The sequence below is a fragment of the Streptomyces ruber genome (assembly GCF_014648075.1).
GTDB lineage: Bacteria > Actinomycetota > Actinomycetes > Streptomycetales > Streptomycetaceae > Streptomyces > Streptomyces ruber.
On sequence record NZ_BMQK01000001.1, the window covers coordinates 754,892 to 781,165 of the forward strand.

A 26,274-nucleotide genomic window follows, 5' to 3' on the forward strand; every position below is an offset into this window, starting at 1 on the left:
GGTGACGCGACGGTGAAGTTGCCTCCGTGTTAACGAAGTTGGATGGCGTTTGTACCACTGTGTTCCGGCACGCCAGGGAGGTCCAGGGCGCGCCGCAGGAAGTCCAGCTGGAGCAGCAGCAGGTTCTCCGCGACGGTCTCCTGCGGGGTCATGTGGGTGACGCCGGACAGCGGGAGCACCTCGTGCGGGCGGCCCGCGGCGAGCAGGGCCGAGGACAGCCGCAGCGAGTGGGCCACCACGACGTTGTCGTCCGCCAGGCCGTGGATCACCATCATCGGGCGGGCCGGCTCGGCGGCCCCCACCAGACCCGTGTCGTCGATCAGCGAGTTCCGGGAGTACACCTCCGGCCGCTCGCCCGGGTGCCCGAGGTAGCGCTCCTGGTAGTGGGTGTCGTACAGACGCAGGTCGGTGACGGGCGCGCCGACGACTCCGGCGTGGAAGACGTCCGGGCGGCGCAGCACCGCGAGCGCCGCGAGATAGCCGCCGAAGGACCAGCCGCGGATCGCGACCCGGCCGAGGTCGAGCGGGAAGTCGGCGGCCAGCGCCTGCAGGGCGTCCACCTGGTCCTGGAGCACGACCTCCGCGAGGTCGTCCTTGACCGCCTTCTCCCAGGCGGGGGAGCGGCCCGGCGTCCCGCGTCCGTCCGCGACGACCACCGCGAAGCCCTGGTCCGCGAACCACTGCGAGGTGAGGTGCGGATTGTGCGCGGCGAGCACCCGCTGTCCGTGCGGTCCGCCGTAGGGGTCCATGAGCACGGGGAGGGGGGTGTCGCCGTCGTGGTCCGTGGGCAACAAGACGGCGCACGGTACGCGGCGTGCGCCCCCCTGGGTGAGCCTCACGCGCGGGGACAGACCGGGATCTTCGGCGTACGAGGCGACCGTCGCCACTTCCTTCTTGCCGTCCCGCAGGACCCGCACCCGGGTGCCAGGACGGTCCGGGACCGCCGAGGACAGCACCGTCACACCGCCCGCGCGTACCGCCGAGTGCACGCCGGGCTCCTGCGTCAGGCGCTCCACGCCCAGTTCGTTCACGCGGTACACGTGCACCTCGCCGATCTCCGGGTCGGCCGCAGCCTCCCCTGCCGACGCGGAGATCAGCACGTCGTCGTCCGTCACGTCCAGCACGGCACGCACGTGGAGCGCGGCGCCCGTCAGCGGCCGCTCGCCCACCGCGAGCACCCGCGCGCCGCCCTCGTCGGCGATGCGCACGAGCTGCCCGGAAGGCGTCCAGACCGGTACACCGGGGAAAAGTTCAAGCCAATATGGATCTTCATCGGCGTGCACCATCCGGGTCGCCCCCGACTGCGGGTCCACCGCCAGGTACAGCTGGCTCCGCTGGTCCCGCGCCTGCACCAGGATCAGCGGCGCACCCGCCGCTGACCAGTGCACACGTGCCAGATAGGGGTAGCGCGCCCGGTCCCACACCACCTCCGTGCGCTGCCCGTCGAGCCCCACGGCGAACAGCCGGACGTCCGCGTTCTCGGTCCCGGCGGCCGGGTACGCCACACGGCTCGGCTCCCGGTCCGGATGCGCCGGATCGGAGATCCACCAGCGCCTCACCGGCGTGTCGTCCACGCGCGCCACCAGCAGCCGGTCGGCCTCCGGGGACCACCAGAAGCCGCGCGGGCGGTCCATCTCCTCCGCCGCGACGAACTCCGCCAGCCCGTACGTCACCCCCTCCGACTCGGGCTCCAGCAGCGCCCGGTCGCCCTCGCCGTCCGTGCCGACGACGCGCAGGGCGCCCCCGGCGACGTACGCGACGAACCGTCCGTCGGGGGAGGGGCGTGGGTCGATCACCGGTCCGGGCACGGCCAGCCGACGGGTCGTCCCGGCCCGCAGCCCGGCCACGAAAAGCCGCCCTGACAACGCGAAAGAGGCCAGTTCGACGGCTGTGTCGGTGGCGTAGCCGACGATGCCGGCACCGCCCTCGCGGCTGCGCTCGCGACGTGCCCGCTCGGCGGCGGAGAGCTCCTCCGCGGCGCCGTTCAGCAGGGCCGGCGGGTCGGCCGCGACCCGCTCCCCGCCGTCCGCGGGATCGAGCACCCACAGCTTGCCCGCCCGGTCGGTGCCGGAGGCCGACCGCAGGAACACGACACGGGAACCGTCGGGGGAGACGGTGAACGAACGCGGCGCGCCGAGGGTGAATCGCTGGGTGCGCGCGTGCCGGCGGGGGAAGGAATCGGGCTCGGTCGTCATGCCCCGACCATATTGGCCATGCGCCCCCTTGTGCGGCCGTGCGCCGATCGATGCGCGCGTACGGATAGTTATGATCACTACCGCTGCGTGGGTATGAACCTGCTGGCTTCAGTACGGAATTGCGCGTTCCCTAGCTCGACTCCCCGTGTCCCCGGGAATTTTGGAGGTGAGCCGCCGTGGCACTCTCGATTTCGGCGGTGGTGCTGCTGGCGATCATCGTCTTCATCCTGATCAAGAAATCAGGGTTGAAGGCCATACACGCGGTCATCTGCGTACTGCTCGGTTTCTATCTCGCCGCCTCCTCGATCGCCCCGACGATCAGCGAACTCACGAGCAACATCGCGGGCATGATCGGCAGTATCAAGTTCTGATCCGTCCCTGACCGGTCCCCGATCCGTCCGATCCCGGTGCGCCCCCGGTCCGCACCGCTTTCCCGGTCCGTGCCCTTCGAAACGCCCGTGCCCGGCTTGGGCGCGGGCGACGGCCTCGTAGGGTTGGCCGCATGAGCGATCTGCCCTCCCCCGGCACGCCTCCGGGAGCACCCCCGTCCCGCCTCGCTCGGCGGCTGCTCCTGGTGCACGCCCACCCGGACGACGAGTCGATCAACAACGGCGCGACCATGGCCAGGTACGCGGCCGAGGGCGCCCACGTGACGCTGGTGACCTGCACCCTCGGCGAGGAGGGCGAGGTCATCCCGCCCGGCCTCGCCCACCTCGCGCCCGACCGTGACGGCACGCTGGGGCCGTACCGCGCGGGCGAGCTGACCGGGGCCATGAAGGAGCTGGGCGTCACCGACCACCGGTTCCTCGGCGGACAGGGGCGCTACCGCGACTCCGGGATGATGGGCACCGAGCAGAACGCCCGTCCGGGCGCCTTCTGGGCCGCCGACGTCGACGAGGCCGCGTCCCACCTCGTCGCGGTGATCCGCGAGGTCCGCCCCCAGGTCCTCGTCACCTACGACCCGGACGGCGGCTACGGCCACCCGGACCACATCCAGGCGCACCGCGTCGCCATGCGCGCCGTCGACCTGGCCGCCGACCCGGGCTTCGCCGCGGAGACGGGCGCGCCCTGGCGGATCGCCAAGGTGTACTGGAACCGGGTGCCGCGCTCGGTGGCCGTGGCGGGCTTCGCCCGGCTGCGCGAGGAGCTGGCCGAGCCCGGCCGGCTGCCCTTCACCCGTGCCGCCGCCGTCACCGACGTCCCCGGCGTCGTCGACGACGAGGTCGTCACCACCGCGATCGACGGCACCGCCCACGCCGCCGCCAAGGCCGCCGCCATGCGGGCGCACGCCACCCAGATCGCGGTCGCGGAACCGTACTTCGCGCTCTCCAACGACCTCGCGCAGCCCCTGTTCACCACCGAGTACTACGAACTGGTGCGCGGCAGGCGCCCGGAAGGCGGCCGGGAGACCGATCTGTTCGAGGGCGTCGACGCAGCTCAGGACGAGGGCGGCGGAGCACCGGGGAAAATGGCGGACGAGGCCCGGAACGGAGCGGCCCTCTGATGCGTACGAGACGGTATGACGGACACACGACGCGAACGGTCCGTGGAGGAAAGGCGGGCGCCCTGTGAAGCCGACGGGCGGGCAGGCGGCGGGCGGACCGGCGGCGGGCAGGCAGGACGGCGTGCTCGTGCAGCCCTGGACGCTGCCCTCGGCCGGCCGGGCCGCCGCATACGTGGGGCTCCTCGTGCTGGGCGCCGTGGCCGGCGTGACCGGCGGACTGGTGCAGGCCGCCTGGTTCCCGGGCGGGCTGCTGCTCGCGCTGCTGGGCGCGGCCGGGCTCTTCCTGGGCGGGGCACGGGCGACGGGCAGCCGCGCGGGGGCCGTCGCGCCCGCGGCCGGCTGGCTGACCGCCGTCGTCCTGCTCACCACCAGCCGCCCGGAGGGCGACTTCCTCTTCGGTGCTGGAGTGGGTTCCTACCTCTTCCTGCTGGGCGGTATGGCGGCCGCTGTGATGTGTGCCACGCTCGGCGGGGGGCGGCGACCGGAGGGCCCCGGTGCCCGACTTGGGAAGTGACGTACCACTTCGCCACGGACGGGCCACGGGCCATCGGTGCGGGTACCGTGCGGGTTTCGCCAACGGCCCCGGTACCAGCGCCAGAAGCGGCCAGTATCGTGGTGCGCGCCGCCGAGCCTCCCCCGCGCTCTCGATCGCGTTCGAGGAGGGGGGACCGCCAGCTCTTCAGGTCGCCACAGGTGGCGGAGCCAATCGGGAGAACCTGCCTTGAGTCGTGAAACTGACACTTCGTCGTCCTCCGGGTCCAACGGGCGCGGCAACGCCGCGTACCCGTCGGGGACGCCGCCGTACGGAACCTCCACGGCTCCCGGCGGCGCAGCCGACACGGGCCGTCCGGCGGCGGACACGCGGCCGGACGAGCGCAAGACCGAGACCACGCTGACGACACGCGTGCGCATCAACATCCCCGGATCGCGTCCCATACCGCCGGTCGTCGTCCGCAAGCCGGTCGCGGAGCACGAGGAGAACGCGGCCGAGACGGACGGGACGGGCACCGACCCGGAGACCACCGGGACGGCGACCATGCCCGCGGTGGCCGAGACCGCCCCGGACGCGCCGGCCGCGCCCGCGGGGGACAAGGCCAACGACTGGTTCGCGCCGCGCAGGCCCTCCGCCGCCAAGGGCGCCCAGGGCGGCTCCGGCGCGCAGGGTGCCGCGGGTGCGCCGGGCGGTGCCGCGCCGCGCCCGGGCGGTGCCGGTCAGCGCGGAGCCGACGGAACGAATCCCCTCGGTGTCTCGGGCGGCGTCCGGCCCGGTGGCCCCGCCGGCCCCGGCGGCGCGCGGCCCGGCGGCGCGAACGGCTCCGGGCTCCCCGGTGCCACCGGCGCCGGACCCGTGGCGCCCGGTCACGGCGGCGGCACCGGCTCCTTCGACGTCTCGGCCGCGCTGGCGGCCGCCGCGTCGGACGGCGGCGCGGCGGGCCACGACGACCGGCCGTACCCCGTGGAGGACGGCGCGGACGGCGCCCGTCGGGAGGGCGGCCCCTTCGGCGGTCCCGGCAACGGCTTCGCCACGCCCGGCAGCGACCACCCCGGGCCCGGCAGCGACTACCCGACCCCCGCCGGCCTCAGCGACGACACCGCCGTCCTCACGCCGCAGCGCCCGCTGTCCGAGCGCGGAGGCCCCGGCGACGCCCACGGCGGCCTCCCGGTGGTCCCCCCCGGCGCCCAGGACGACCGGCTGGGTCCGCCCGTCCCGCACGACGGGGCGGCGCCCCGCACGCCGGCGGAGCAGCCGAAGCCGGCCCCGGCCGCCTCCGCGAAGCCGGCCAAGAAGAAGGGCCGCAGCAAGCTGGTGCTGCTGGCCGGCGGCCTGGTGTTCGTCGCGGCCGGCGTGTACGGCGCGGGGCTCCTGCTGAACCACTCCGACGTGCCCAAGGGAACCACCGTGCTCGGCGTGGACATCGGCGGGGGCACCCGGGACGAGGCCGTCAAGAAGCTCGACGACGTCCTCGGCGACCGCACCGGCAAGGAGCTGAAGCTGACGGTCGACGGCAGGACGGTGGCGCTGCGGCCGGACCAGGCCGGTCTCCTGCTCGACAGCGACGCCACGGTCGAGGCGGCCGCGGGCGCGGACTACAACCCGGTGTCCGTGATCGGTTCGCTCTTCGGCCGGCAGCGCGTCGTCGACCCCGTCATTCCGGTCGACGAGGAGAAGCTGCAGGCCGCCCTGGAGAGCGCCGCGGGCAGCTCCGGAGCGGCGGGCGAGGGCACGATCAGGTTCGAGTCCGGCAAGGCCGTCGCCGTGTACGGCAAGGCGGGCCAGGGCATCGACCTCGCCGCGTCCGCCGAGGCCGTCGAGGACGCGTACCGCACCCAGGTCGAGACCGGCACGGCCGGCACCGTGCGGGTTCCCACGACCACCCGGGAGCCGTCGGTGCCCGACGCCGAGGTCGACCGCATGATGAAGGAGTTCGCGGAGCCCGCGATGTCCGGCCTGGTCACGGTCGAGGCGGGCGGGGCGTCCATCGCGTTCAGCCCCGAGAACTCCCTGTGGAAGTTCCTCGGCGTCAAGGCCCAGGACGGCAAGCTCGTCGAGTACTACGACAAGAACGCCCTGAAGGAGCTGTACGGCACCGCCTTCGACGGCGTCCTGATCACCCGCGGCACCGGCGAGCAGACCCCGGTGACCCCGGAGGACGTCATCGGCGCCCTCCGCCCCGCCCTCCTGGGCAAGACGCCGGCGGAACGCACAGCAGTGATCGAGACGAACCCGAGCTGACGGCTCCCCGCGCCCCGGCAAGGGGCGCGGGGCTGTGCCGATATGCGGCTCCGCCGCGTGGGCGCGACCAGCCCGACGAACCAGCAGCCGTGCACGCACACAATTCCCCACGGCGCTGAGGCGCACGGGGCGAAGCCCCGAAGCGGGCCATGCTCGACAGCGAAGCTAGTTGAGCATGGCCCGGGCATTGCGCGCCTGCCCCCGCACCCGCTCGGCCGCCCCCGCGTCCACCGGCGCGACCACGTCCGCGTACGCCTCGAGTTCCGCCGCGCCCCGCAGGAAGTCCCCGCACCGCACCAGCAACTGGGCGTGCTCGTAGCGCAGCCGGGCCGGGTGCGAGGGCAGCAGCAGCGACAGCTCCACCGCCCACAGCGACACGTCGGGCCGCTCGGGCCGTGCCGCCGCCCACGCCCGGACGTTGTTGAGGACGCGCTGGACGACCTCCAGCGGGGCCGCGGGGCTGAGCATCGACGCGTCGAGCGGTGCCCCCGTGGCCCCCGCGACCAGCAGCTCCGCGTCCCCACCGGTCAGCAGTCGGCCCCCGGCGAAGGGGTCGGCCAGCACCTGCTCCTCGAAGAAGGCACTGAGCGAGGCTCCTTGGGGGGCGGTGGTCGGGCGACGGGTGGGCACGCCGAACCCCACCACGAAGTGCCCCGGCAGCGCCACCCCGTACACCGGCGCACCCGCCCGGCGCGCGACCTCCATCCACACCACCGACAGCAGGATGGGCAGCCCGCGCCGTCTCCGCAGCACCTCGTGCAGCAGCGAGGACTCCAGCCGCCGGTAGTCGCCGGGCGAACCGTGGAACCCGCAGCGCCCGCCGAGGAGGTCGGCCAGCGCCTGCGCCCAGGCGCGCGGCCCGCCGGCGCCGTACGGCAGTTGTCCGGCCAGCCGGTCCAGTTCGATCTGCGCCGCGTCGATCCCGGCCTCGGCGAGCGTCCCGTCGGCCGCGGCCCCCACCAGCAGGCACAGCGTCGCGAGGTCGGGCCGCTCCGAGCGTGCCTCCTCGGCGAACCGCCGCCGCACCTCGGCGGCCCGCCCGTGCTCCGGTGGCTGGGGCGCACGCATAGCAGCCTCGTGCCCGGTCACGGCGATCGGTACGTCTCGGCGGAGGGCGCGTCCGGGCCGCGGTAGTGGTGGTACAGGTGGTGCACGCCGAAGCCCAGGCCCGCGTACAGGGCCCGCGCCCCGGCGTTGTCCGCCTCCACCTGCAGCCAGGCCGCCGAGGCCCCCTCGTCGAGGGCCTGCCGGGCGAGGGCCGCCATCACCGCGGAGGCCAGTCCCCGCCGGCGGCGCGCCGGATCGACCTCGACCGCCGCGAACCCGGCCCAGCGGCCGTCGACCACGCAGCGCCCGATCGCGGCCGGGGGCTCACCCGCCGCGCCGGGCACGGCCGCGAACCACACCGAGGGCCCGCTCGCGAGCACCTTCAGCGCGACCTCGCTCGCGCCCTTGCGCTGGTAGCGGCTCAGCCAGCTCTCGTCCACCGCCCGCGACAGCACGACCCCGCCGGGACGCTCCCGGTCGGCGACGGGCGCCAGGGCCCCGGTCCACAGCTCGGCGGTGACCTCCCGCGTCCAGCCCCGCCGCTCCAGCTCCGCGCACAGCGGCTCCTGCGTGCCCTCGCCGCCGGTGGCGAGCTGCGCGTACGCGGGCAGCCCGCGCTCCGCGTACCAGGCCTGCACGCGGGCCAGCGCCTCGTCCAGCGGCCGCCCCGGATCACCCACCGGCAGCACGGAGTTCGCGCGCCGCGTGAAGCCCTGCCGTCGCCCGACCACCGCCCCCCACGGACGCGCCACCGCGGCTCGCCCGGGGGTACCCCCGTCGCGCGGCACCACCTCGACCGCGGCCCGCAGCTCCCAGTCGCCCAGCAGCTCCCGTTCCACCGGCTGCCAGCCGCGCGCGGCCACCCGCGCCAGCTCGGTGTACGAGGCGGCGGGACCCCGTCTGCGAGCCGGTGCCGCGGGCACCACCTTGCCCGCGACCAGGGACGACTCCGCGATCCGCACGCGCTCGCCGGTGCGCCGTGTGATCACCAGCACACCACCGTCCCATGATGTGAGAAGGCCCACCGTGTCGGTGAATTTCCCGCCTTCGGCACCGGCCTCGTCGATCCGCCGGACCGAGACGCGTTTGCCCACGTCAGCGGCGTTGATACGGACCTCGAGTCGCCCGCCGACAGAGAATTCCACAGGTCGGTTCACCCCTCCTGTTCGGATCGTGCCCAGGAACGGAGATACTAGGTGCGGGCATCGACGACGCCGCGCTCCCGCGCGCCAGGCGGCGGAGCCTGAGGAGGCCCGCCAGCGCCCATCTGAGGAGGAACGACAGCGTGACCTACGTCATCGCAGAGCCTTGTGTCGACGTCAAGGACAAGGCGTGCATCGAGGAGTGCCCGGTCGACTGCATTTATGAGGGCCAGCGGTCCCTCTACATCCACCCGGACGAATGCGTCGACTGTGGTGCCTGTGAGCCGGTCTGCCCGGTCGAGGCGATCTTCTACGAGGACGACACTCCGGAGGAGTGGAAGGACTACTACAAGGCGAACGTCGAGTTCTTCGACGAGCTGGGCTCGCCCGGCGGCGCCAGCAAGCTGGGTCTGATCGAGCGCGACCACCCGTTCGTCGCGGGCCTGCCCCCGATGAACCAGGGTCACTGAGCGCCCCGCCGAAGCAGGACCGCTGAAGCGGTCCGCACCCGCGCCGCCTCGGTCCCGTACGGCCCGATCGCCCTGATCGCCGTGCGGGACCGAGGCGTTCGCCGTACCGACAGTACGTACTCCCGGTCACCGCACCCGAGGAACGCGCGTACGAGAAAGTGAGCCAGTAACCGTGTCCGCAGTCAGCGACAGGCTTCCCACCTTCCCCTGGGACAAGCTGGAGCCCTACAAGGCGACCGCCGCCGCCCACCCGGGCGGCATCGTCGACCTGTCCGTCGGCACCCCGGTCGACCCGGTCCCCGAGCTGGTCCAGAAAGCCCTGGTGGCCGCCGCCGACTCGCCGGGCTATCCGACCGTCTGGGGCACCCCGGAGCTGCGCGACGCGATCACGGGCTGGCTCACCCGGCGGCTCGGCGCCCGCGACGTGACGCACCGGCACGTGCTGCCCGTCGTCGGCTCCAAGGAACTGGTGGCCTGGCTCCCCACCCAGCTGGGCCTCGGCCCGGGCGACCGGGTCGCCTTCCCGCGCCTGGCCTACCCGACGTACGAGGTGGGCGCCCGTCTCGCGCGCGCGGAGTACGTGGCGTACGACGACCCGACGGAGCTGGACCCCGAGGGCCTGAAGCTGCTCTGGCTGAACTCGCCGTCGAACCCGACCGGCCGCGTCCTGTCCAAGGAGGAGCTCACCCGGATCGTCGCCTGGGCGCGCGAGCACGGCGTCCTCGTCGTCTCCGACGAGTGCTACCTGGAGCTGGGCTGGGAGGCCGACCCCGTCTCCGTCCTGCACCCGGACGTGTGCGGCGGCTCGTACCAGGGGATCGTCGCGCTGCACTCCCTGTCCAAGCGGTCTAACCTGGCGGGCTACCGCGCGGCCTTCGCCGCCGGTGACCCGGAGGTGCTCGGCCCGCTGCTGCAGATCCGCAAGCACGGCGGCATGATGACGTCCGCGCCGACCCAGGCGGCCGTGGTCGCGGCCCTCGGCGACGACGCGCACGTGCGCGAGCAGCGGGAGCGGTACGCGGCCCGCCGCGCCGCCCTGCGCGAGGCCCTGCTCGGCCACGGCTTCCGCATCGAGCACAGCGAGGCGAGCCTCTACCTGTGGGCGACCCGCGACGAGTCCTGCTGGGACACGGTGGCGCACCTGGCGGAGCGCGGCATCCTCGTCGCGCCCGGCGACTTCTACGGCCCGGCGGGCGAGCGGCACGTCCGCGTGGCGTTCACGGCGACGGACGAGCGGGTGGCGGCGGCGGTCGAGCGGCTCTGAGGAACCGCCCCGCGCACAGCGGAAGGGGCCCGGGGGACGAATGTTCCCCGGGCCCCTTCCGCTGTCGTCGTACCGTGCCGCGCCGTGCGGCGGCGGTCGTCAGCCGAGCGGCAGGGCGTTCAGCGGCAGCCCCTTGGTGGGCAGGCCGTTGGTGTTGACGGCGTCGGTGGGCAGACCCTTGCCGACCGTCTCGGTCGCACCGCCGAGCAGGTTGCCGGCGGGACCCGTCGCGTGGCCGGTCGGTCCCTGGGCGACCGCTCCCTGGGCGACCGGTGCGGCCGTCCTGACGGCCCTGTCGCCGGTCCGGCCGACGGTCCGGACGGCGGCCGGAGCCGCCTTCTTCACGGTCGCGCCGCCGGTCTTGCCCGCGAGGCCGAGGGTGTCCTGCGCCGTGCCGCCGACGCCGTCGGTGACGTTCGCCCCGTCCAGGGCGGTCAGGCCGCCGACGTTCGGGGCGGCGGGGAGTGCCGGCGCCGCACTCGCGGAGCCGGCCGCACCGACCACCGTGGCCGCTCCCGCTGCGGTGAACAGCGCGGCACGGGCGATCCGGCGGGTCAGGGGGAGGGACATGATGCTCCTTCGACGGGAGGAAACTGTGGAAGGTCCGGCCGGTTCCGGAGGGATCGATCGTTCCCGGCACGGACGCAGTGACTACCGCTCGAGACCCGCGAAGGTTGCGGTGATCCTATGTAAAGAGTTGGCAATGCATCACATCATCGGTCCGGGAGGAAAAGGGGCAAACGCCCCTCGTGGTGTGTGCCTGCCGAACCCTTGCGGCCCTTCCCTCCCAAGGGTTCCCGAGGCTCCCGGAGCCGCCCGGGGGCACGCGCGCACGGTGTCGACCGGACGCGACGGAGGCCCCCCGTACGGGTGAGCGCCGCCGCCTACTGTCCAGTGACGATTCGGACCGCTCCGGCGGACCGCTCGCCGCTGCCCCCGTCCGCCTCGCGCCACGCGCCGGTCCCGTCGTCGGCGGCCCACACGCGGCCCGCGTAGGAGACGCGCTCGATGTGCAGCCGCGAGGAGTTGGCCACCGCCCAGTGGGCCAGCTCCCAGCCGCGCCGGCCGACGGCGGCCTCGGAGGCGGCCCCGACCGCCCGCACCGGGATCGTGACGGTGCCGTCGTCCGACGGGGAGGCCGGGGAAGGAGGCTTCGAGGGCTTCGAGGGCTTCGAGGGCTTCGAGGGCTTCGAGGGCTTCGAGGCGACGGCGCCGGCGGGCTGGAGCACGTCGTGGCCGAAGTCCCGCGCGAGCGCGGCCCGGACCGCGTCCGGGCCGCCGTCGTGGGTCGCGTCGGGAAGCGCCCGGCAGGTCAGCGTGGCCGCCGCGCGTCCGGTGAGGGCGGCGGCGAGCAGCGCGGCGTCCGGCTCGTGCTTGGCGTACGCGTCCGGGAAGCCGCTGCGCTGCACGCGCTGCGCGGCCACGGTCAGCGGCAGCCCGGAGTAGCCGGGCACCTCGGAGAGGTGCGTGTAGAACTCGCCCGCCGCGTACGCCGGATCCATGATCTGTTCCTCGGTGCCCCAGCCCTGCGACGGGCGCTGCTGGAACAGGCCCAGCGAATCGCGGTCCCCGTGGTCGAGGTTGCGCAGGCCCGACTCCTGCAGCGCGGTCGCCAGCGCGATGGTCACCGCCCGCTCGGGCAGGCCGCGCGAGGTGCCCACGGCCGAGATCGTGGCCGCGTTGACGGCCTGCTCGGGGGTCAACTCGTAGGACGCGCCGTCGCCCCTCCCGGACACCACCACGCAGCGCGGCACGCCCGGCCCGCCGGTGACGTACTGCACCGCGAGGTACCCCGCGAGCGCGAGCAGCAGGCAGAGGGAGGCGCCGCGGCGGAGGAGGCGGCCACGGCGACGCGCGGGAGAGGGCTCTGGCACGGCGTACAAAGTACTGGAGCGGGGCGCCGGTGCCGTGCGAGCCTGTGGACAACCCGGTGGGGTGAGAGGGCCGGACGGGCGGGACGTTAGGGTCGTGGCATGGCCGACACCCCGCTTGACCTCACGCTGGACGCCGCGCGGCTGACCGCGCGGCTCGTCGACTTCCCCTCCGAGAGCGGCACCGAGGAGCCCCTCGCGGACGCGATCGAGGCGGCGCTGCGCGCACTGCCCCACCTGACGGTCGACCGGTTCGGCAACAACGTCGTCGCCCGCACGGACCTGGGCCGTGCCGAGCGCGTGATCCTCGCCGGCCACATCGACACCGTCCCCATCGCGGACAACGTGCCCTCGCGCCTCGACGACGAAGGCGTGCTGTGGGGCTGCGGCACCTGCGACATGAAGGCGGGCGTGGCGGTGCAGCTCCGCATCGCCGCCACCGTTCCCGCGCCCAACCGCGACCTCACCTTCGTCTTCTACGACAACGAGGAGGTCGCGGCCGAGCTGAACGGCCTGAAGCACGTCGCCGAGGCCCACCCGGAGTGGCTGGAGGGCGACTTCGCGGTCCTCCTCGAACCCTCCGACGGCCAGGTCGAGGGCGGCTGCCAGGGCACGCTCAGGGTCCTGCTGAAGACCGGCGGCGAACGCGCCCACTCGGCCCGGAGCTGGATGGGCTCCAACGCGATCCACGCGGCGGCCCCCATCCTGGCGCGCCTGGCGTCGTACGAGCCGCGCCGGCCGGTGATCGACGGTCTGGAGTACCGGGAGGGCCTGAACGCGGTGGGCATCTCGGGCGGTGTGGCCGGCAACGTCATCCCGGACGAGTGTGTGGTGACGGTCAACTTCCGCTACGCGCCGGACCGCAGCGAGGACGAGGCGCTGGCGCACGTGCGGGAGGTCTTCGACGGGTGCGGGGTGGAGGAGTTCGTGGTCGACGACCACAGCGGCGCCGCGATGCCCGGTCTGTCCCACCCGGCCGCCGCCGCCTTCGTCGAGGCCGTCGGCGGCACCCCGCAGCCCAAGTACGGCTGGACGGACGTCTCCCGCTTCAGTGCGCTCGGCGTTCCCGCCGTCAACTACGGACCGGGCAATCCGCACCTGGCACACAAGCGGGACGAGCGGGTAGAGGTGTCGAAGATCCTCGCGGGTGAGGAGCGGCTGCGGGCGTGGCTGACGTCCTGACGGCAGGGCGCCGGCTGTGCCGTACAGCGGTGATCTGCGGACATGCGCACGTCCCCCCTCCGTAACCCGCGCCGATCTACGCTGAGGTGGAAAGAGAGCACGGCGGAGGGAGCGGACATGGCGACCGGCAACCCGGAGGGGAAGCAGCAGCCACCGGAGGAGCAGCGGCTGGGCCCGGTACTGCGCAGGCGCGGCCAGGTCCAGTCGAGCACGGCCGACCAGCGCCTGCTGGACACGGGAGGCCCCTCGGACTGGGTGCACACGGACCCGTGGCGGGTGCTGCGCATCCAGTCGGAGTTCGTCGAGGGCTTCGGCACGCTCGCCGATCTCCCGCCCGCGATCAGCGTGTTCGGCTCCGCGCGGACCCCGCGCACCTCACCCGAGTACGAGGCGGGGGTCGCCCTCGGGCGGGGTCTGGTCGAGGCCGGTTTCGCCGTGATCACCGGCGGCGGCCCGGGCGCCATGGAGGCCGCCAACAAGGGTGCCTACGAGGCGGCGGGCGTCTCGGTCGGCCTCGGCATCGAGCTGCCCTTCGAGCAGGGCCTCAACAGGTACGTCGACATCGGGCTCAACTTCCGTTACTTCTTCGTGCGGAAGATGATGTTCGTCAAGTACGCGCAGGGCTTCGTGGTGCTGCCGGGCGGCCTCGGCACGCTGGACGAGCTCTTCGAGGCCCTCACCCTCGTGCAGACCCAGAAGGTCACCCGCTTCCCGATCGTCCTCTTCGGCACGGAGTACTGGGGCGGCCTGGTCGACTGGCTGAAGAACACCCTGGTGGCCCAGGGCAAGGCGGCCGAGAAGGACCTGCTCCTGTTCCACCTGACGGACGACGTGGACGAGGCGGTGGCGTTGGTGTCGAAGGAGGCGGGGCGGTAGCCCCGAGGGCCGGGCGCGCTGGTCTCAGCCCGTCCGGCGTTTGAGGACGACGAGGCCGTTCAGGCCGACAGCGGGGGTCTGGGGGCGGCAGCCCCCAGGGGCGTGACGGGACGAACTCCCCGTCACGCCAGCCCCCGCCGCGCCACCGCCGGAGGCCGATGCCCCGCGATGGACGCCACCATGTCCAGCACCTGCCGCGTCTCCGCGACCTCGTGCACCCGGTACACCTGCGCCCCCAGCCACGCCGACACCGCGGTCGTCGCGAGCGTGCCGAGCACCCGCTCCTTCACCGGCCGGTCCAGCGTCTCCCCGACGAAGTCCTTGTTGGACAGCGACACCAGCACCGGCCACCCGGTGGCGGTCATCTCGTCCAGCCGCCGCGTCGCCTCCAGGCTGTGCCGCGTGTTCTTCCCGAAGTCGTGTCCGGGGTCGATGAGCACCGACTCGCGCGGCACCCCCAGGGCCACCGCGCGCTCGGCGAGCCCCACGGTCACCCGCAGGATGTCCGCCATGACGTCGTCGTACGTCACCCGGTGCGGCCGGGTCCGCGGCTCGGCGCCGCCCGCGTGCGTGCACACCAGGCCCACGCCGTACCGCGCCGCGACCTCCGCCAGCTTCGGGTCCACGCCGCCCCACGCGTCGTTCAGCAGGTCCGCGCCCGCCTCGCAGACCGCCTCGCCGACGTCGTGCCGCCAGGTGTCGACGCTGATCACCACGTCGGGGAAGCGCCGCCGCACCTCCGCCACGAAACCGACGGTCCGCCGCGCCTCCTCCTCGGCCGTCACCTCGTCGCCCGGCCCGGCCTTCACCCCGCCGATGTCGATGATGGCGGCGCCCTCCGCCACCGCCTGCTCCACACGCGCGAGCGCGGGTTCGTCACCGAAGGTGGCTCCCCGGTCGTAGAAGGAGTCCGGCGTCCGGTTCACGATCGCCATGACCACCGGCTCGTGCGCGCCGAATTCCCGCCTGCCCAGCCTGAGCATCCGCTGTGACCTCTCCCAGTACGTCCCGCTGCTTAGCCGCCTGCGACCTTAACCGCCGGACTCGCATGGCACGATCGGACCCTGACACATCCGGCTTCGGCCCGGCCGGTCGCGACACGGCCGGCCGGGCACTTCAGCGCCGGCGCACAGCGCGCCGGCCACGAGCGTGGGGACCCCAGCGATGTTGATGTTCTTGTTCCTGGTCGTCGCGCTCGCCGTGGTGGTCGCCGCGGTGACCCTCGCCGTGGTGGGCGGCGGCGAGAGCGGCGTGCTGCCCGAGGCCGCGCCCGAGCGCTTCCGGGACGCCCTGCCGCCCGACCGCCCGGTGGGCCACGCGGACGTGGAAGCGCTCCGCTTCCCGCTCGCCGTGCGTGGCTACCGCATGGCGGACGTGGACGACGCGCTGAGCCGGCTCGGCGCCGAACTCGCCGAGCGGGACGCCCGGATCGCCGACCTGGAGGCCGCCCTGGCCGGCGCCCGCGCGACGGCGCCCGCCGCCCCGGCCGCCCCGGTGCGCGAGCCGGAGCAGGGGGACGGCCGGTGAGCGCCGCCCTCGCGGGCCCGGACGGCGGACTGCGCTGCCCCTGGGCGCTGGCGACCGAGGACTACGTGACCTACCACGACGAGGAGTGGGGCCGCCCGGTCCACGGCGACGACGCGCTGTTCGAGCGCCTGTCGCTGGAGGCCTTCCAGTCCGGCCTGTCCTGGCTGACGATCCTGCGCCGCCGGCCCGGCTTCCGCGCGGCCTTCGACGGCTTCCGGATCGCCTCGGTCGCGGCCTTCACCGAGGACGACCGCGCCCGGCTGCTCGCCGACCCGGGGATCATCCGCAACCGCGCCAAGGTCGACGCGACGCTCGCCAACGCGCGCGTGCTGGCGGAGTGGTCCCCCGGCGAGCTGGACGAGCTCATCTGGTCCCACGCCCCCGACCCCGCCTCGCGCCCCGCGCCGAGATCCCTCACCGAGGTCCCGGCCGTCACGGACGAGTCGACCGCGCTCTCCAAGGCCCTCAAGAAGCGCGGCCTGCGCTTCGTGGGCCCGACGACGGCGTACGCCCTGATGCAGGCGTGCGGCCTGGTCGACGACCACCTGGCGGACTGCGTCGCCCGGCGGAGCTGACGCGCGGGGCGGTGACCGCCGCGGGCGGGCGGTCACCGCCCCAGGTACTTCGGCCTCTCCTTGGCGACGAACGCCCGCACCGCGATCGCGTGGTCCTCGGAGGACCCCGCCCGCACCTGGAGCTCCTCCTCCTTGTCCAGCGTCTCGTCCAGCGAGTGGGACAGCCCGTACGCGAGGGACTCCTTCAGCGCCGCGTACGCCACGGTCGGCCCCTCGGCCAGCGTGCGGGCGACCTTGACGGCCTCCTCGGCGAGGTCCGCCGCCGGTACGACCCGGTTCGCGATGCCCAGCTCGTACGCGTCCTGCGCGCCGATGGTCCGCGGGAAGAGCAGCAGGTCGGCCGCGCGGGAGGGGCCCACCACCCGCGGCAGGGCCCACGAGATCCCCGAGTCCGCGCTCAGCGCCACCCCGGCGAACGAGGTGTTGAAGGACGCCGTCTCCGCGACCACCCGGAAGTCGGCGGCCAGCGCGAATCCGAAGCCGGCCCCGGCCGCGACCCCGTTCACGCCCGCCACCACGGGCTTCGGCATCCCCGCCAGCGCGCGCACGATCGGGTTGTAGTGCTCGCGCACGGTGCTCATGGTCCGCCCCGAGCCGTCCTCCCGGTCGGCGGCCAGCAGCCCGATGTGCTCCTTGAGGTCCTGGCCCACGCAGAACGCCCGGTCCCCGGCGGCCGTCAGCAGCACGGCGCGCACGGCGTCGTCCGCGGCGGCGGAGCGGACGGCCTCCCGCAGGGCGACCTTGGTCTCGACGTTCAGCGCGTTCATCGCCTCGGGACGGTTCAGCGTGATCGTCGCGAGCCCGTCGTTCACCTCGTGAAGCACGGTGTCGGCCATGGCTGGTCCCCTCCGTCGTCACGGCTCCGGCGTACCGGTCGGTACGTCCGCGTCACAGCACAGCATGGCGGAGATCACCGGCGGCGGCGCGGCCCGGATGTGTGACCTGCGTCAAAGAATCTCGCTGCGCGGAAGAGAGGGGGAGCTGTTTGTGGTGGCGCAGTATGGCAGCCACATCGCCGAATTGGGTGGTTTTGCTCGCGTGCGTTGCCCAAGCGATGCCGACCGATGTTGGTCATCGGGTCCTGCGATGCGGGATAATGGCTTGGAAGCAATGTGTTCGATGCCGGTGTCGCCTGCCCCATTCGGGTGCGCGCATGCCCTTCTGGGGCGTCGGCTGACGATGAGCTGGTTTCAGGAAGGGGAACGAGCATGGCGGCCATGAAGCCGCGGACGGGCGATGGCCCGCTCGAGGTGACCAAGGAGGGGCGGGGCATCGTCATGCGCGTTCCGCTCGAAGGCGGCGGTCGGCTCGTCGTCGAGCTGACCCCTGACGAGGCCGATGCGCTCGGCGACGCCCTCAAGAAGGTCGTCGGCTGACGGGCGGACGCGACCATACTCTTTCAGCTGCCCCGGCACCGACACGCGGTGCCGGGGCGGCTGTTTTCCCGGCTTCGCGTTCTTTTCACAGGGGATCGGGAGCCGAGTCACAGGAGAATCTCAGCGCTTCACCGCACACAGCAGTCCATCGCCCACCGGGAGCAGCGTGGGCAGCAGGTCCTCGCTCTCGCGGACCGTGCGCAGCAGCTCCCGTATCCGTATGACCTCCGTCGGCTGCGGGCCCGAGTCCACGGTGCGGCCGTTGGCGAAGACGCCCTCGAAGACGACCATGCCTCCCGTGCGCAGCAGGCGCAACGATTCAGCGAGGTACTCCAGCGACTCCAGGCGGTCGCCGTCACAGAAGACCAGGTCGTAGCCGGCGTCCGCGAGCCGGGGCAGGACCTCCAGGGCCCGGCCGGGGATGAAGCGAGCCCGGTTGCTGGCGAAACCGGCGGCGCGGAAGGCCTGCCGGGCGAACTGCTGGTGCTCCGGCTCCGGGTCCACGGTGGTGAGCACCCCGTCGGGCCGCATGCCGTGCAGCAGATGGATGCCGGAGACGCCGCACCCCGTGCCGATCTCCGCCACGGCCTTCGCGTCCACGGAGGCGGCCAGCAACTGCAGCGCGGCGCCCGTACCGGGCGTCACCGAGCGCAGCCCTGCCTCACGGGCCCGGTCACGAGCCCAGTGCAGCGCCTCGTCCTCGGCGACATAGGCGTCGGCGAACGCCCAGCTCGTCTGCCGGTTGCCGGTAATGACCCCTCCCTGTCCCGTGCTTGCCTGGGCGTGACTGTATCCGTTGGCGCCGGGAACCCGCAGATGGGACCGGTCGTTTGCAGGGGGTGTGGATGGCAGGCGGGGGAAGTGGATGACAGAGTCAAGTTCTCGTAAAACCGCTTATCCGGAACTAACGGGCGAGGTGGCTATGGTAGGGGCTCCACTGGACACCACCAGAGCCGACAGGGGAGGTGCGGCCGCGCCTGTGGATCGGGGAGGAGTGCTTCGGCGCTTTCTCGGATCGGCGGGAAGGCCGAAATCCGTGAACGACACCGCTGACCACCACCACGCCGCCGACGTCGCGCAGACCGCGACCTTCACCGAAGCGGACGCGCAGGCGTGGACTCCGCCCACCTGGGAGGAGATCGTCAGCACCCACAGCGGCCGGGTCTACCGGCTGGCCTACCGTCTGACGGGCAACCAGCACGACGCCGAGGACCTGACCCAGGAAGTGTTCGTCCGGGTCTTCCGCTCCCTGTCGACGTACACGCCGGGCACCTTCGAGGGCTGGCTGCACCGCATCACCACGAACCTCTTCCTGGACATGGTGCGCCGCAAGCAGCGCATCCGCTTCGACGCGCTCGGCGAGGACGCGGCCGAGCGTCTGCCCAGCCGTGAGCCGTCGCCGCAGCAGGTCTTCAACGACGCGCACTTCGACGCCGACGTCCAGCAGGCCCTCGACACCCTCGCGCCCGAGTTCCGCGCCGCCGTGGTGCTGTGCGACATCGAGGGGCTGTCGTACGAGGAGATCGCTGCGACCCTCGGAGTGAAGCTCGGCACGGTCCGTTCCCGGATCCACCGCGGCCGCTCCCAGCTGCGCAAGGCGCTCGCACACCGTTCACCGGAGGCCCGCGCCGAGCGCCGTGGCTTCGTGGTGACCGGCCTGCCCGCGCTGGGAGGAGGAGGCGCGACCGCGTGAGTGCATCACGGCCGAATCCCGGCGAGCGGCGCGTCGCCGACCAGCACCTCGGTGAACGGCTCTCCGCCCTGGTGGACGGAGAGCTCGGTCACGAGGCACGTGAGCGTGTCCTCGCCCATCTCGCCACCTGTCCCAAGTGCAAGGCGGAGGCGGACGCGCAGCGCCGGCTGAAGAACGTCTTCGCGGCAGCGGCCCCGCCGTCCCCTTCCGAGAGCTTCCTGGCCCGGCTCCAGGGCCTGCCCGGGCTGCCCGGGGGAGACGACGCCGACAGCGGCGGTCCGCCGCTGGGCGGCGGAGGCTTCGGCGGGGGAAGACTGCCGGGCTCGGCCGGCAGGCCGGGGTTCCCCCGTGGCACCGGGGTCTTCGGGACGAAGGACGAGCCCTTCGGCTATGCGACGGCGGGACCGCACGCGGGTGCGCTCCCGCCGTCGGAGGAACGCGGACTCTTCGGTGGCCGCGGCCCGTCGGGCGGGTCCGGGCTCTTCGGTGACCGCGGCGCCCGCCGGACCAGAAGCTCCGACGGCGGCGGCGGGCTCGTCGGTGGTGCGGGGGCCGTCGACGGTCCCGAGTCCGGCGAGGGTACGGGGCTCGCGCGCGGCGGCGAGTCCGCCGCGGTCCGTGAACGGACCGGGGACCGCCTCGGCCTCGGCCTCACCGGTGAACGCGGCTTCCGCATCCACCGTGTCGGCCGTCCCGCGGCCGAACGGCCGGCCTCGCGCGGGCTGCGGTTCGCGTTCGTGGCGGCCGGAGCCGTGTCCCTGGCGGCGATCGCGCTCGGCGGGGTCACCACCACCGGGGGACCGGCGGACACGTCGGAGGCCCGGGACGGATCGGGCTCCGGGAACAACGTGACGCCGATGCGCACAGCCGGTGCGGGCGCCGTCACCGGCCCCGAGTCCCAGCGTCGCCGGGGAACTCCCGGGCCCCTGCTCGGCCAGGGCCAGCAGGTGCTGGGCGGGGCCCCGGTGGCGTCCACCGGTGTCTCGGCGCCCCTGCTGCCCGGGATCCCCGCCCCGGCGGTCCGGGACCCGAAGGCCGTGCGTCCGTCGAGCGCGTCCGGCACGGCCGGTTCCGCCGTGTCGTCCTCGCTCATACGTCCGCACGCGGCGCCCCTGTCGCCCCCGCTCGTCGAGCCGGCCTGGCAGGCGGTGTCCGGGCTCAGGCCCCCCGGCGCCCCCGCCGCTGCCGGACCCTGGGCCTCCGAGGTCTCCATGCCCGCGCCCATGGCCGCCGAGCCCATGGCTCCGGGCCTGTCCGCCACGCCCCTCACCACGTCCTCCACGTTCATCTCTCCCACGCTCCCCTGACCGGCCTCTGCGCCGCGGCCCGTGAACCTGGTTGAATCCAGGGTGGGCCGCGTCCGCAGGGGCATCCCCGGACGCGGAAGCGACTATCTGCGGTGACCGCCGGCGAGTCCTGCCCGCGGACCAGGTGTGGGGAGAGCATGACTGAGGGGAAGCCCACGAACGCGAAATGGTGGAGTCGCCCCCGACCGCAGGGCGCGGGGGCCGCCCCGGGCGGCCGCGGCGACGACAGCGGCGACTACGAGTTGCGGCGCCCCGAGGAGGCCCCCGGCCCCGGCGGTACGGCCGACGACGCGACGGGAGTCACGCCCGGGCCGGCCGGGCGGGCGGCCCGGGCGGGCGCCGCCGCGGACCCGTCGGCCGGGCGGCCGAAGCCACTGCACGACCCCGACCCCTACAGCACACCTCCGTACGGCGAACCGGGCCCCTGGGCGCCCGCGCCTCCGGTGCAGCACCCGGCGACACCGCCGACGGCATCCCCGGCGGCGACTCCGGCGCACGGCACGGCCGTACCGGCGATGGCACCACCCCGCACCCCGTCCCCCCCTCCGGCGCCCGCGTCCCCGGCGCCCGCCCCCCCGGCGTCCGCGCCCACGGTCGCCGCGCCCGCCGTGACCATGCCCGCCCCGGCCTCCGCGCCCCCCGCCCCGGCCGCCACCGGAACGGCGTCCCCGCCGCGGGATCCCTGGCGGAACTACGACCCCTGGGCGACCGCCCCGGCCCCCCTCCAGCAGAACGGCGCCGCGGTCCTCGGCACCGACCAGCACCGCAGGCGGGCCAGGAAGGGTCTGGTCCTCGGCGCCGTACTGCTCGCGCTGGTGTCGGGCGGGGTCGGCGGCGCCGTCGGTGCCTACCTGGAGCGGAACGGCGGCCTCGGCGAGGTGGAGCTGTCCCAGGCCGCGGAGGGCGCCAAGGGGCGCGCGCCCGACAGCGTCGCGGGCATCGCCGCCAGTGCGCTGCCCAGCGTGGTGACCCTGCACGTGAGCGGCTCGGAGGCGCAGGGCACCGGCACCGGCTTCGTCCTGGACGAGCGCGGACACATCCTCACCAACAACCACGTCGTTGAACCCGCGGGCGACGACGGCCGGATAACGGTGACCTTCAGCGGCGGCGAGACCGCGAAGGCGGAGGTCGTCGGCGGGGACGGCGGGTACGACCTCGCCGTGGTCAAGGTCACCGGCGTGAGCGGTCTCAAGCCGCTCCCGCTCGGCAACTCCGACGACGTCCAGGTCGGCGACCCCGTCGTCGCCATCGGCGCCCCCTTCGACCTCGCCAACACCGTGACGGCCGGCATCATCAGCGCGAAGGAGCGCCCCATCACCGCGGGCGGCGAGAAGGGCGACGGCAGCGACGTCAGCTACGTCGACGCGCTGCAGACCGACGCCCCGATCAACCCGGGCAACTCCGGCGGCCCCCTCGTCGACGCGAGCGCCCGCGTCATCGGCATCAACAGCGCCATCCGGTCCGGCGGCGACGGTACCGACGTGGAGGGACAGGCAGGGTCGATAGGGCTCGGCTTCGCCATCCCCATCAACCAGGGCAAGCGTGTCGCCGAGGAACTGATCAACACGGGCCGGGCGACCCACCCGGTCATCGGCGTCACGCTCGACATGGACTATGCCGGTGACGGCGCCCGGGTCGGCACGGAGGGTGCCGACGGCGGGCCGTCGGTCAGCGCGGGCGGCCCGGCCGACGAGGCCGGCGTCAAGGCGGGCGACGTCATCACCGAGGTCGACGGCCAGCGGGTCGACTCCGGCGAGGAGCTCATCGTCAAGATCCGCGCCCACCGCCCCGGCGACCGGCTCGAACTCACGCTCCGGCGCGACGGGAGGGAGCGGAAGGTCACCCTGACGCTCGGCTCCTCCAGCGGCGGCTGAGACCGCGGTCACCGTTCGAGACGTATGACGGGAACCTCACAGAAAACGCGTCCGCCCCGGGCCGTGACCGTGAACTTCAGGAAAAACCGGCCGTATGCACGGATCCGGGAGCCCCGTGACGGTACCGGTCGGCCGGGAAGGGCGGGTACCGTGGATCCGGCCCGGACCTGGAAGACCTGCCGAGGGCCGCTGTACGGGCCGAGGACATCGCAAGGAGCTTCAGGTGTTCAATGACATAGGACCGCTCGAGCTGGTGACGCTCGTCGTCCTCGCCGTGCTCATCTTCGGCCCCGAGAAGCTCCCGAAGGTCATACAGGACGTCACGCGGACCATCCGCAAGATCCGGGACTTCTCCGAGAGCGCCAAGCAGGACATCCGTCAGGAGCTGGGGCCGGAGTTCAAGGACTTCGAGTTCGAGGACCTCAACCCCAAGACGTATCTCCGCAAGCAGCTGGAGAACGACGAACTGGGTCTCAAGGAGATCCGCAACGGCTTCGACCTGAAGAAGGAGATGGCCGAGGTCAGCGACGCGGTGCACGGCCGTGAGTCCGAGGCGTCGGCGGCGGCCTCGGTGGCCCCGGCGTCCCCGTCCCTCGTGAAGGGCGGCGGCCCCGTCGACATGACCAAGAAGCGGCAGAACCTCGACCCCTCCGAGCGCCCGCCCTTCGACGCGGACGCCACCTGAGCCGCGCGGGCGTCCCACGTTCCGTGCGCCCCGGCGCACTACGTCCTTCCCGGGCGCACGCCCTCTGAGCCGTGCGTTCCTCCCTCGCACGCCCCTTGGCGCCGCCTGCGGGCGTGACCCGTTCGGCACGCAGGCAGGAGCGGCGGCGAACGGGAATGCGCCGTACGTCCTTTCGGTACGTGACGCGAGTCATACTCGCGGAAGCCGCCGCACGGCGCGAACACGCCCTCGTACGCGCCCTGTGCGCCGGGCGTGTTACCTGGGGCTCGAAGCGCTGTGGCTATGCTGCCCAGTTGTTGTGCGGACCATGAGAGTGGGAGCGCGGACGCCCGAGGGGGGCGGGCCGCTCCGGTCCGACGAGAGCGAGGAGGCGTCCGGGCAGATGGAGACGACAGATCGGGTGGGCGCGCAGGCGTCGGCCGCGGAGGGCGGGCCACAGGCCCCCTCCGCCCGGCGTACGGTCGACGGCTACCTGCTGGCGCCCTTCCCGTGGTACGGCCTCGACGAGGCCTTCACGGGGCCGCGCCGGCTGCTGCCGGTCGGCATGGGAGCCGACGGGACCGTGGAACACGGTTCGATCGGGCACGGTGACGAGCCCTCGGTCCACAACGAGCCCACCGACGGCTCGGAGCGCTTCGCCGTCGTGGTCACCGTCGCCGCGAACCCCGTGCGGCGCAGCCCGGACGGCACCGGCGTCCTGGAGGCCACCACGGTCTCCTCGGCGGCCTGGCTCGCCGGCGTGGGACTGCTGCAGTGCACCTGGCCCGGCCAGATGGACCACTCCCTGCGCGACGACTGGCTGGAGCAGCAGACCGAGACGGCCTGGGTGCTCGCGGACGACCTCGACGGCTCCGCGTGGTCCACGCTCTCCCTCCCCGTGGACGGCGAGCCCACGACCTTCCACTACCGCGAGTCCGAGTTCGGCTGGGTGCTCGCGGGTTCCACCGGGGAAGGCGTCCATCTGGGCGCGTACGGCAGAGGCATGAGCGCGTACGGGCTGGGCTTCTCGATGATCAAGGACATCGGGGCGTACGCCTAGCCGGTGCGTCGTGTACGGCGTCGGGCGCGCCCCCGGTCAGGGGGCGCGCCCGACGCCGTACACGAGCCCGGGCGCTCAGAACTTGTTGCGCGGGGTGATCCCCAGGGACATGCCCGACAGGCCCCGCTGACGGCCGCCCAGCTTGTTCGCGATGGCGCGCAGGGCCGAGCCGGCCGGGGAGTCGGGGTCCGTCAGGACGACGGGCTTGCCCTCGTCGCCGCCCTCGCGCAGCCGGACGTCGATCGGGATGGCGCCCAGCACCGGGACCTCCGCGCCGGTGGTCCGCGTCAGGCCCTCGGCGACCGTCTTGCCGCCGCCGGTGCCGAAGACGTCGACCATCTCGTCGCAGTGCGGGCACGGCAGGCCGGACATGTTCTCGACCACGCCGACGATCTTCTGGTGGGTCTGCACGGCGATGGAGCCGGCGCGCTCGGCGACCTCGGCCGCCGCCTGCTGCGGCGTCGTGACGACCAGGATCTCGGCGTTCGGCACGAGCTGCGCCACCGAGATGGCGATGTCACCGGTGCCCGGCGGCAGGTCGAGGAGCAGGACGTCCAGGTCGCCCCAGTACACGTCCGCGAGGAACTGCTGGAGCGCGCGGTGCAGCATCGGGCCGCGCCAGACGACCGGCGCGTTGCCCGGGGTGAACATGCCGATCGAGATGACCTTCACGCCGTTGGCCGAAGGCGGCATGATCATGTTCTCGACCTGGGTGGGACGCCCGTCGGCGCCCAGCATGCGGGGCACGGAGTGACCGTAGATGTCCGCGTCCACGACACCGACCTTCAGACCGTCCGCCGCCATCGCCGCCGCCAGGTTCACGGTCACCGAGGACTTGCCGACGCCGCCCTTGCCGGAGGCCACGGCGTACACCCGGGTCAGCGAGCCCGGCTTGGCGAACGGGACCTCGCGCTCGGCCTGGCCGCCGCGCAGCGCGGACGCCAGCTCACGGCGCTGCTCGTCGCTCATCACGTCCAGCTCGACGGCGACGCGCGTCACGCCCTCGACCCGGGAGACCGCGTCGGTCACGCGCTGCGTGATCGTGTCGCGCATGGGGCAGCCGGAGACCGTCAGGTACACCCCGACCGCGACGGCGCCGTCCGCGCCGATCTCCACCGATTTGACCATCCCGAGCTCGGTGATGGGCCGGTTGATCTCGGGGTCGTTCACCGTCGCCAGTGCCTCGCGCACCGCGTCTTCCGTAGCCATGGGAACGATGGTACGGCGCCCCGCGCTCAGCCAGGGAGTCCCGTCACCGGTCGTCCATGTCACGCGCGCGCGGAGGGCCGTCGGGGAATACGGCGCCCGGGTCGCCGGGGACGCCCCCGAGGCCGCCGGTGTGACCGGCCCGGTGCCCGTCGGCGCGTTCGTCGCGCAGCCGCTCCTCCAGCTCCTTGACGAGGTCCTGCAGTTCGGAGCGGATCCAGTCGCGGGTCGCCACCTCGCCGAGGCCCATCCGCAGCGCGGCGACCTCCCGGGTCAGGTACTCGGTGTCGGCCATCGACCGCTCGTTCTGCTTGCGGTCCTGCTCCAGGTTGACCCGGTCGCGGTCGTCCTGCCGGTTCTGCGCGAGCAGGATCAGCGGGGCCGCGTACGAGGCCTGCAGCGACAGCATCAGCGTCAGGAAGATGAACGGGTACTCGTCGAACCGCAGGTCGGCGGGGGCGACGATGTTCCACACCACCCAGACGATGATGAGGACGGTCATCCAGACGATGAACCGCCCGGTGCCCAGGAAGCGCGCGATCCGCTCGGAGAGCTGCCCGAAGGCCTCCGGGTCCCACTCCGGCAACAGCCTGCGGCGGGGGGCGCGCGGCTGGTCCAGGCGGGTCCGGGAGCGCGAGGTGGCCGTGGCGCCGGCGGGCATGTGCTCCCGGGTGCCCGACGCGCCGCGCTCCCGCGTCCCGGCGAGG

The 26,274-nt window shown here is 73.6% G+C and carries 26 protein-coding genes; 16 read left to right on the top strand and 10 right to left on the bottom strand.

Annotation, left to right across the window (positions count from 1 at the left end; all coding sequences use genetic code 11):
- Nucleotides 1-29: 29 nt before the first annotated feature.
- Complete coding sequence (locus IEZ04_RS03525) at nt 30-2,195, bottom strand: S9 family peptidase (RefSeq protein WP_189215086.1); 2,166 nt, start codon at nt 2,193-2,195, stop codon at nt 30-32.
- Nucleotides 2,196-2,371: 176 nt separating this feature from the next.
- Here IEZ04_RS03525 and IEZ04_RS03530 point away from each other — a divergent pair, with 176 nt between their 5' ends.
- The 4 genes from IEZ04_RS03530 to IEZ04_RS03545 all read left to right on the top strand — a co-directional run bounded on the left by IEZ04_RS03530 (nt 2,372) and on the right by IEZ04_RS03545 (nt 6,433).
- Nucleotides 2,372-2,566, top strand: a complete 195-nt coding sequence (locus IEZ04_RS03530) for a hypothetical protein (protein WP_189215087.1) — start codon at nt 2,372-2,374, stop codon at nt 2,564-2,566.
- Between the two features lie 131 nt (nt 2,567-2,697).
- Complete coding sequence (mshB, locus tag IEZ04_RS03535) at nt 2,698-3,699, top strand: N-acetyl-1-D-myo-inositol-2-amino-2-deoxy-alpha-D-glucopyranoside deacetylase (protein WP_189215088.1); 1,002 nt, start codon at nt 2,698-2,700, stop codon at nt 3,697-3,699.
- 64 nt (nt 3,700-3,763) lie between these two features.
- Nucleotides 3,764-4,213 (top strand): DUF6113 family protein, encoded by a 450-nt coding sequence (locus IEZ04_RS03540; RefSeq protein ID WP_373296243.1) that lies wholly within the window; start codon nt 3,764-3,766, stop codon nt 4,211-4,213.
- Nucleotides 4,214-4,420: 207 nt separating this feature from the next.
- Complete coding sequence (locus tag IEZ04_RS03545) at nt 4,421-6,433, top strand: hypothetical protein (RefSeq protein ID WP_189215089.1); 2,013 nt, start codon at nt 4,421-4,423, stop codon at nt 6,431-6,433.
- Between the two features lie 165 nt (nt 6,434-6,598).
- On the opposite strand, the gene IEZ04_RS03550 is transcribed toward IEZ04_RS03545, so the two are convergent.
- Together IEZ04_RS03550 and IEZ04_RS03555 are read right to left on the bottom strand one after the other, a co-directional pair.
- A complete protein-coding gene (locus IEZ04_RS03550; protein ID WP_189215090.1) occupies nt 6,599-7,501 on the bottom strand; it encodes a transglutaminase family protein in 903 nt (300 codons plus the stop codon).
- Between the two features lie 17 nt (nt 7,502-7,518).
- Nucleotides 7,519-8,625, bottom strand: a complete 1,107-nt coding sequence (locus IEZ04_RS03555; RefSeq protein ID WP_189215091.1) for a GNAT family N-acetyltransferase — start codon at nt 8,623-8,625, stop codon at nt 7,519-7,521.
- 140 nt (nt 8,626-8,765) lie between these two features.
- On the opposite strand from IEZ04_RS03555, the gene fdxA reads away from it, so the two are divergent.
- Together fdxA and IEZ04_RS03565 are read left to right on the top strand one after the other, a co-directional pair.
- Nucleotides 8,766-9,092, top strand: coding sequence for a ferredoxin (fdxA, locus tag IEZ04_RS03560; protein ID WP_030574877.1), 327 nt, complete (start codon nt 8,766-8,768; stop codon nt 9,090-9,092).
- A gap of 172 nt (nt 9,093-9,264) precedes the next feature.
- On the top strand, nt 9,265-10,356 hold the full coding sequence (locus tag IEZ04_RS03565; protein WP_189215092.1) for a bifunctional succinyldiaminopimelate transaminase/glutamate-prephenate aminotransferase: 1,092 nt from the start codon (nt 9,265-9,267) through the stop codon (nt 10,354-10,356).
- Between the two features lie 99 nt (nt 10,357-10,455).
- Here the strand turns inward: IEZ04_RS03565 and IEZ04_RS03570 are convergent, their stop codons facing one another.
- Together IEZ04_RS03570 and IEZ04_RS03575 are read right to left on the bottom strand one after the other, a co-directional pair.
- Entirely contained in the window at nt 10,456-10,926 is a 471-nt protein-coding gene (locus tag IEZ04_RS03570) for an ATP-binding protein (RefSeq protein ID WP_189215093.1), read from the bottom strand.
- A 314-nt stretch (nt 10,927-11,240) separates the two neighbouring features.
- Nucleotides 11,241-12,230 (bottom strand): heavy metal transporter, encoded by a 990-nt coding sequence (locus tag IEZ04_RS03575; protein WP_189215094.1) that lies wholly within the window; start codon nt 12,228-12,230, stop codon nt 11,241-11,243.
- 99 nt (nt 12,231-12,329) lie between these two features.
- On the opposite strand from IEZ04_RS03575, the gene dapE reads away from it, so the two are divergent.
- Nucleotides 12,330-13,409: a succinyl-diaminopimelate desuccinylase gene (gene dapE / locus IEZ04_RS03580; protein ID WP_189215095.1), complete on the top strand. Its 1,080-nt coding sequence runs from the start codon at nt 12,330-12,332 to the stop codon at nt 13,407-13,409.
- Between the two features lie 117 nt (nt 13,410-13,526).
- The gene (locus IEZ04_RS03585; protein ID WP_189215096.1) at nt 13,527-14,285 is read left to right on the top strand and encodes an LOG family protein; all 759 of its coding nucleotides are present in this window, start codon (nt 13,527-13,529) and stop codon (nt 14,283-14,285) included.
- A 122-nt stretch (nt 14,286-14,407) separates the two neighbouring features.
- Here IEZ04_RS03585 and folP read toward each other — a convergent pair whose 3' ends face one another.
- On the bottom strand, nt 14,408-15,268 hold the full coding sequence (gene folP / locus IEZ04_RS03590) for a dihydropteroate synthase (RefSeq protein ID WP_189215097.1): 861 nt from the start codon (nt 15,266-15,268) through the stop codon (nt 14,408-14,410).
- A gap of 181 nt (nt 15,269-15,449) precedes the next feature.
- On the opposite strand from folP, the gene IEZ04_RS03595 reads away from it, so the two are divergent.
- Complete coding sequence (locus IEZ04_RS03595) at nt 15,450-15,812, top strand: DivIVA domain-containing protein (RefSeq protein WP_189215098.1); 363 nt, start codon at nt 15,450-15,452, stop codon at nt 15,810-15,812.
- Nucleotides 15,809-16,387, top strand: a complete 579-nt coding sequence (locus IEZ04_RS03600; protein ID WP_308429771.1) for a DNA-3-methyladenine glycosylase I — start codon at nt 15,809-15,811, stop codon at nt 16,385-16,387. The genes IEZ04_RS03595 and IEZ04_RS03600 overlap by 4 nt, the downstream gene beginning before the upstream one ends.
- A 32-nt stretch (nt 16,388-16,419) precedes the next feature.
- Here the strand turns inward: IEZ04_RS03600 and chcB are convergent, their stop codons facing one another.
- Nucleotides 16,420-17,223: a 2-cyclohexenylcarbonyl CoA isomerase gene (gene chcB, locus IEZ04_RS03605; protein WP_189215099.1), complete on the bottom strand. Its 804-nt coding sequence runs from the start codon at nt 17,221-17,223 to the stop codon at nt 16,420-16,422.
- A 372-nt stretch (nt 17,224-17,595) separates the two neighbouring features.
- Between chcB and IEZ04_RS03610 the strand changes: the two genes are divergently transcribed.
- Entirely contained in the window at nt 17,596-17,763 is a 168-nt protein-coding gene (locus IEZ04_RS03610) for a DUF3117 domain-containing protein (RefSeq protein WP_003966491.1), read from the top strand.
- 120 nt (nt 17,764-17,883) lie between these two features.
- Here the strand turns inward: IEZ04_RS03610 and IEZ04_RS03615 are convergent, their stop codons facing one another.
- Nucleotides 17,884-18,579, bottom strand: a complete 696-nt coding sequence (locus IEZ04_RS03615; protein WP_189215395.1) for an O-methyltransferase — start codon at nt 18,577-18,579, stop codon at nt 17,884-17,886.
- Between the two features lie 178 nt (nt 18,580-18,757).
- On the opposite strand from IEZ04_RS03615, the gene sigE reads away from it, so the two are divergent.
- The 5 genes from sigE (at nt 18,758) to IEZ04_RS03640 (ending at nt 24,361) form a co-directional block, all read left to right on the top strand.
- Complete coding sequence (gene sigE / locus IEZ04_RS03620; RefSeq protein ID WP_189215100.1) at nt 18,758-19,456, top strand: RNA polymerase sigma factor SigE; 699 nt, start codon at nt 18,758-18,760, stop codon at nt 19,454-19,456.
- A complete protein-coding gene (locus IEZ04_RS03625; protein ID WP_189215101.1) occupies nt 19,453-20,763 on the top strand; it encodes an anti-sigma factor family protein in 1,311 nt (436 codons plus the stop codon). Before sigE ends, IEZ04_RS03625 begins: the two co-directional genes overlap by 4 nt.
- A gap of 137 nt (nt 20,764-20,900) precedes the next feature.
- Nucleotides 20,901-22,637 carry a trypsin-like peptidase domain-containing protein gene (locus IEZ04_RS03630; protein WP_189215102.1) on the top strand — a complete coding sequence of 579 codons (1,737 nt, stop codon included), beginning with the start codon at nt 20,901-20,903 and terminating at the stop codon, nt 22,635-22,637.
- A gap of 223 nt (nt 22,638-22,860) precedes the next feature.
- On the top strand, nt 22,861-23,322 hold the full coding sequence (locus IEZ04_RS03635) for a sec-independent translocase (RefSeq protein WP_189215103.1): 462 nt from the start codon (nt 22,861-22,863) through the stop codon (nt 23,320-23,322).
- Between the two features lie 382 nt (nt 23,323-23,704).
- Complete coding sequence (locus IEZ04_RS03640; RefSeq protein ID WP_189215104.1) at nt 23,705-24,361, top strand: hypothetical protein; 657 nt, start codon at nt 23,705-23,707, stop codon at nt 24,359-24,361.
- A gap of 75 nt (nt 24,362-24,436) precedes the next feature.
- On the opposite strand, the gene IEZ04_RS03645 is transcribed toward IEZ04_RS03640, so the two are convergent.
- Nucleotides 24,437-25,570, bottom strand: a complete 1,134-nt coding sequence (locus IEZ04_RS03645) for an Mrp/NBP35 family ATP-binding protein (protein ID WP_189215105.1) — start codon at nt 25,568-25,570, stop codon at nt 24,437-24,439.
- A 43-nt stretch (nt 25,571-25,613) separates the two neighbouring features.
- Entirely contained in the window at nt 25,614-26,228 is a 615-nt protein-coding gene (locus IEZ04_RS03650) for a DUF1003 domain-containing protein (protein WP_189215396.1), read from the bottom strand.
- Nucleotides 26,229-26,274 lie beyond the last annotated feature (46 nt).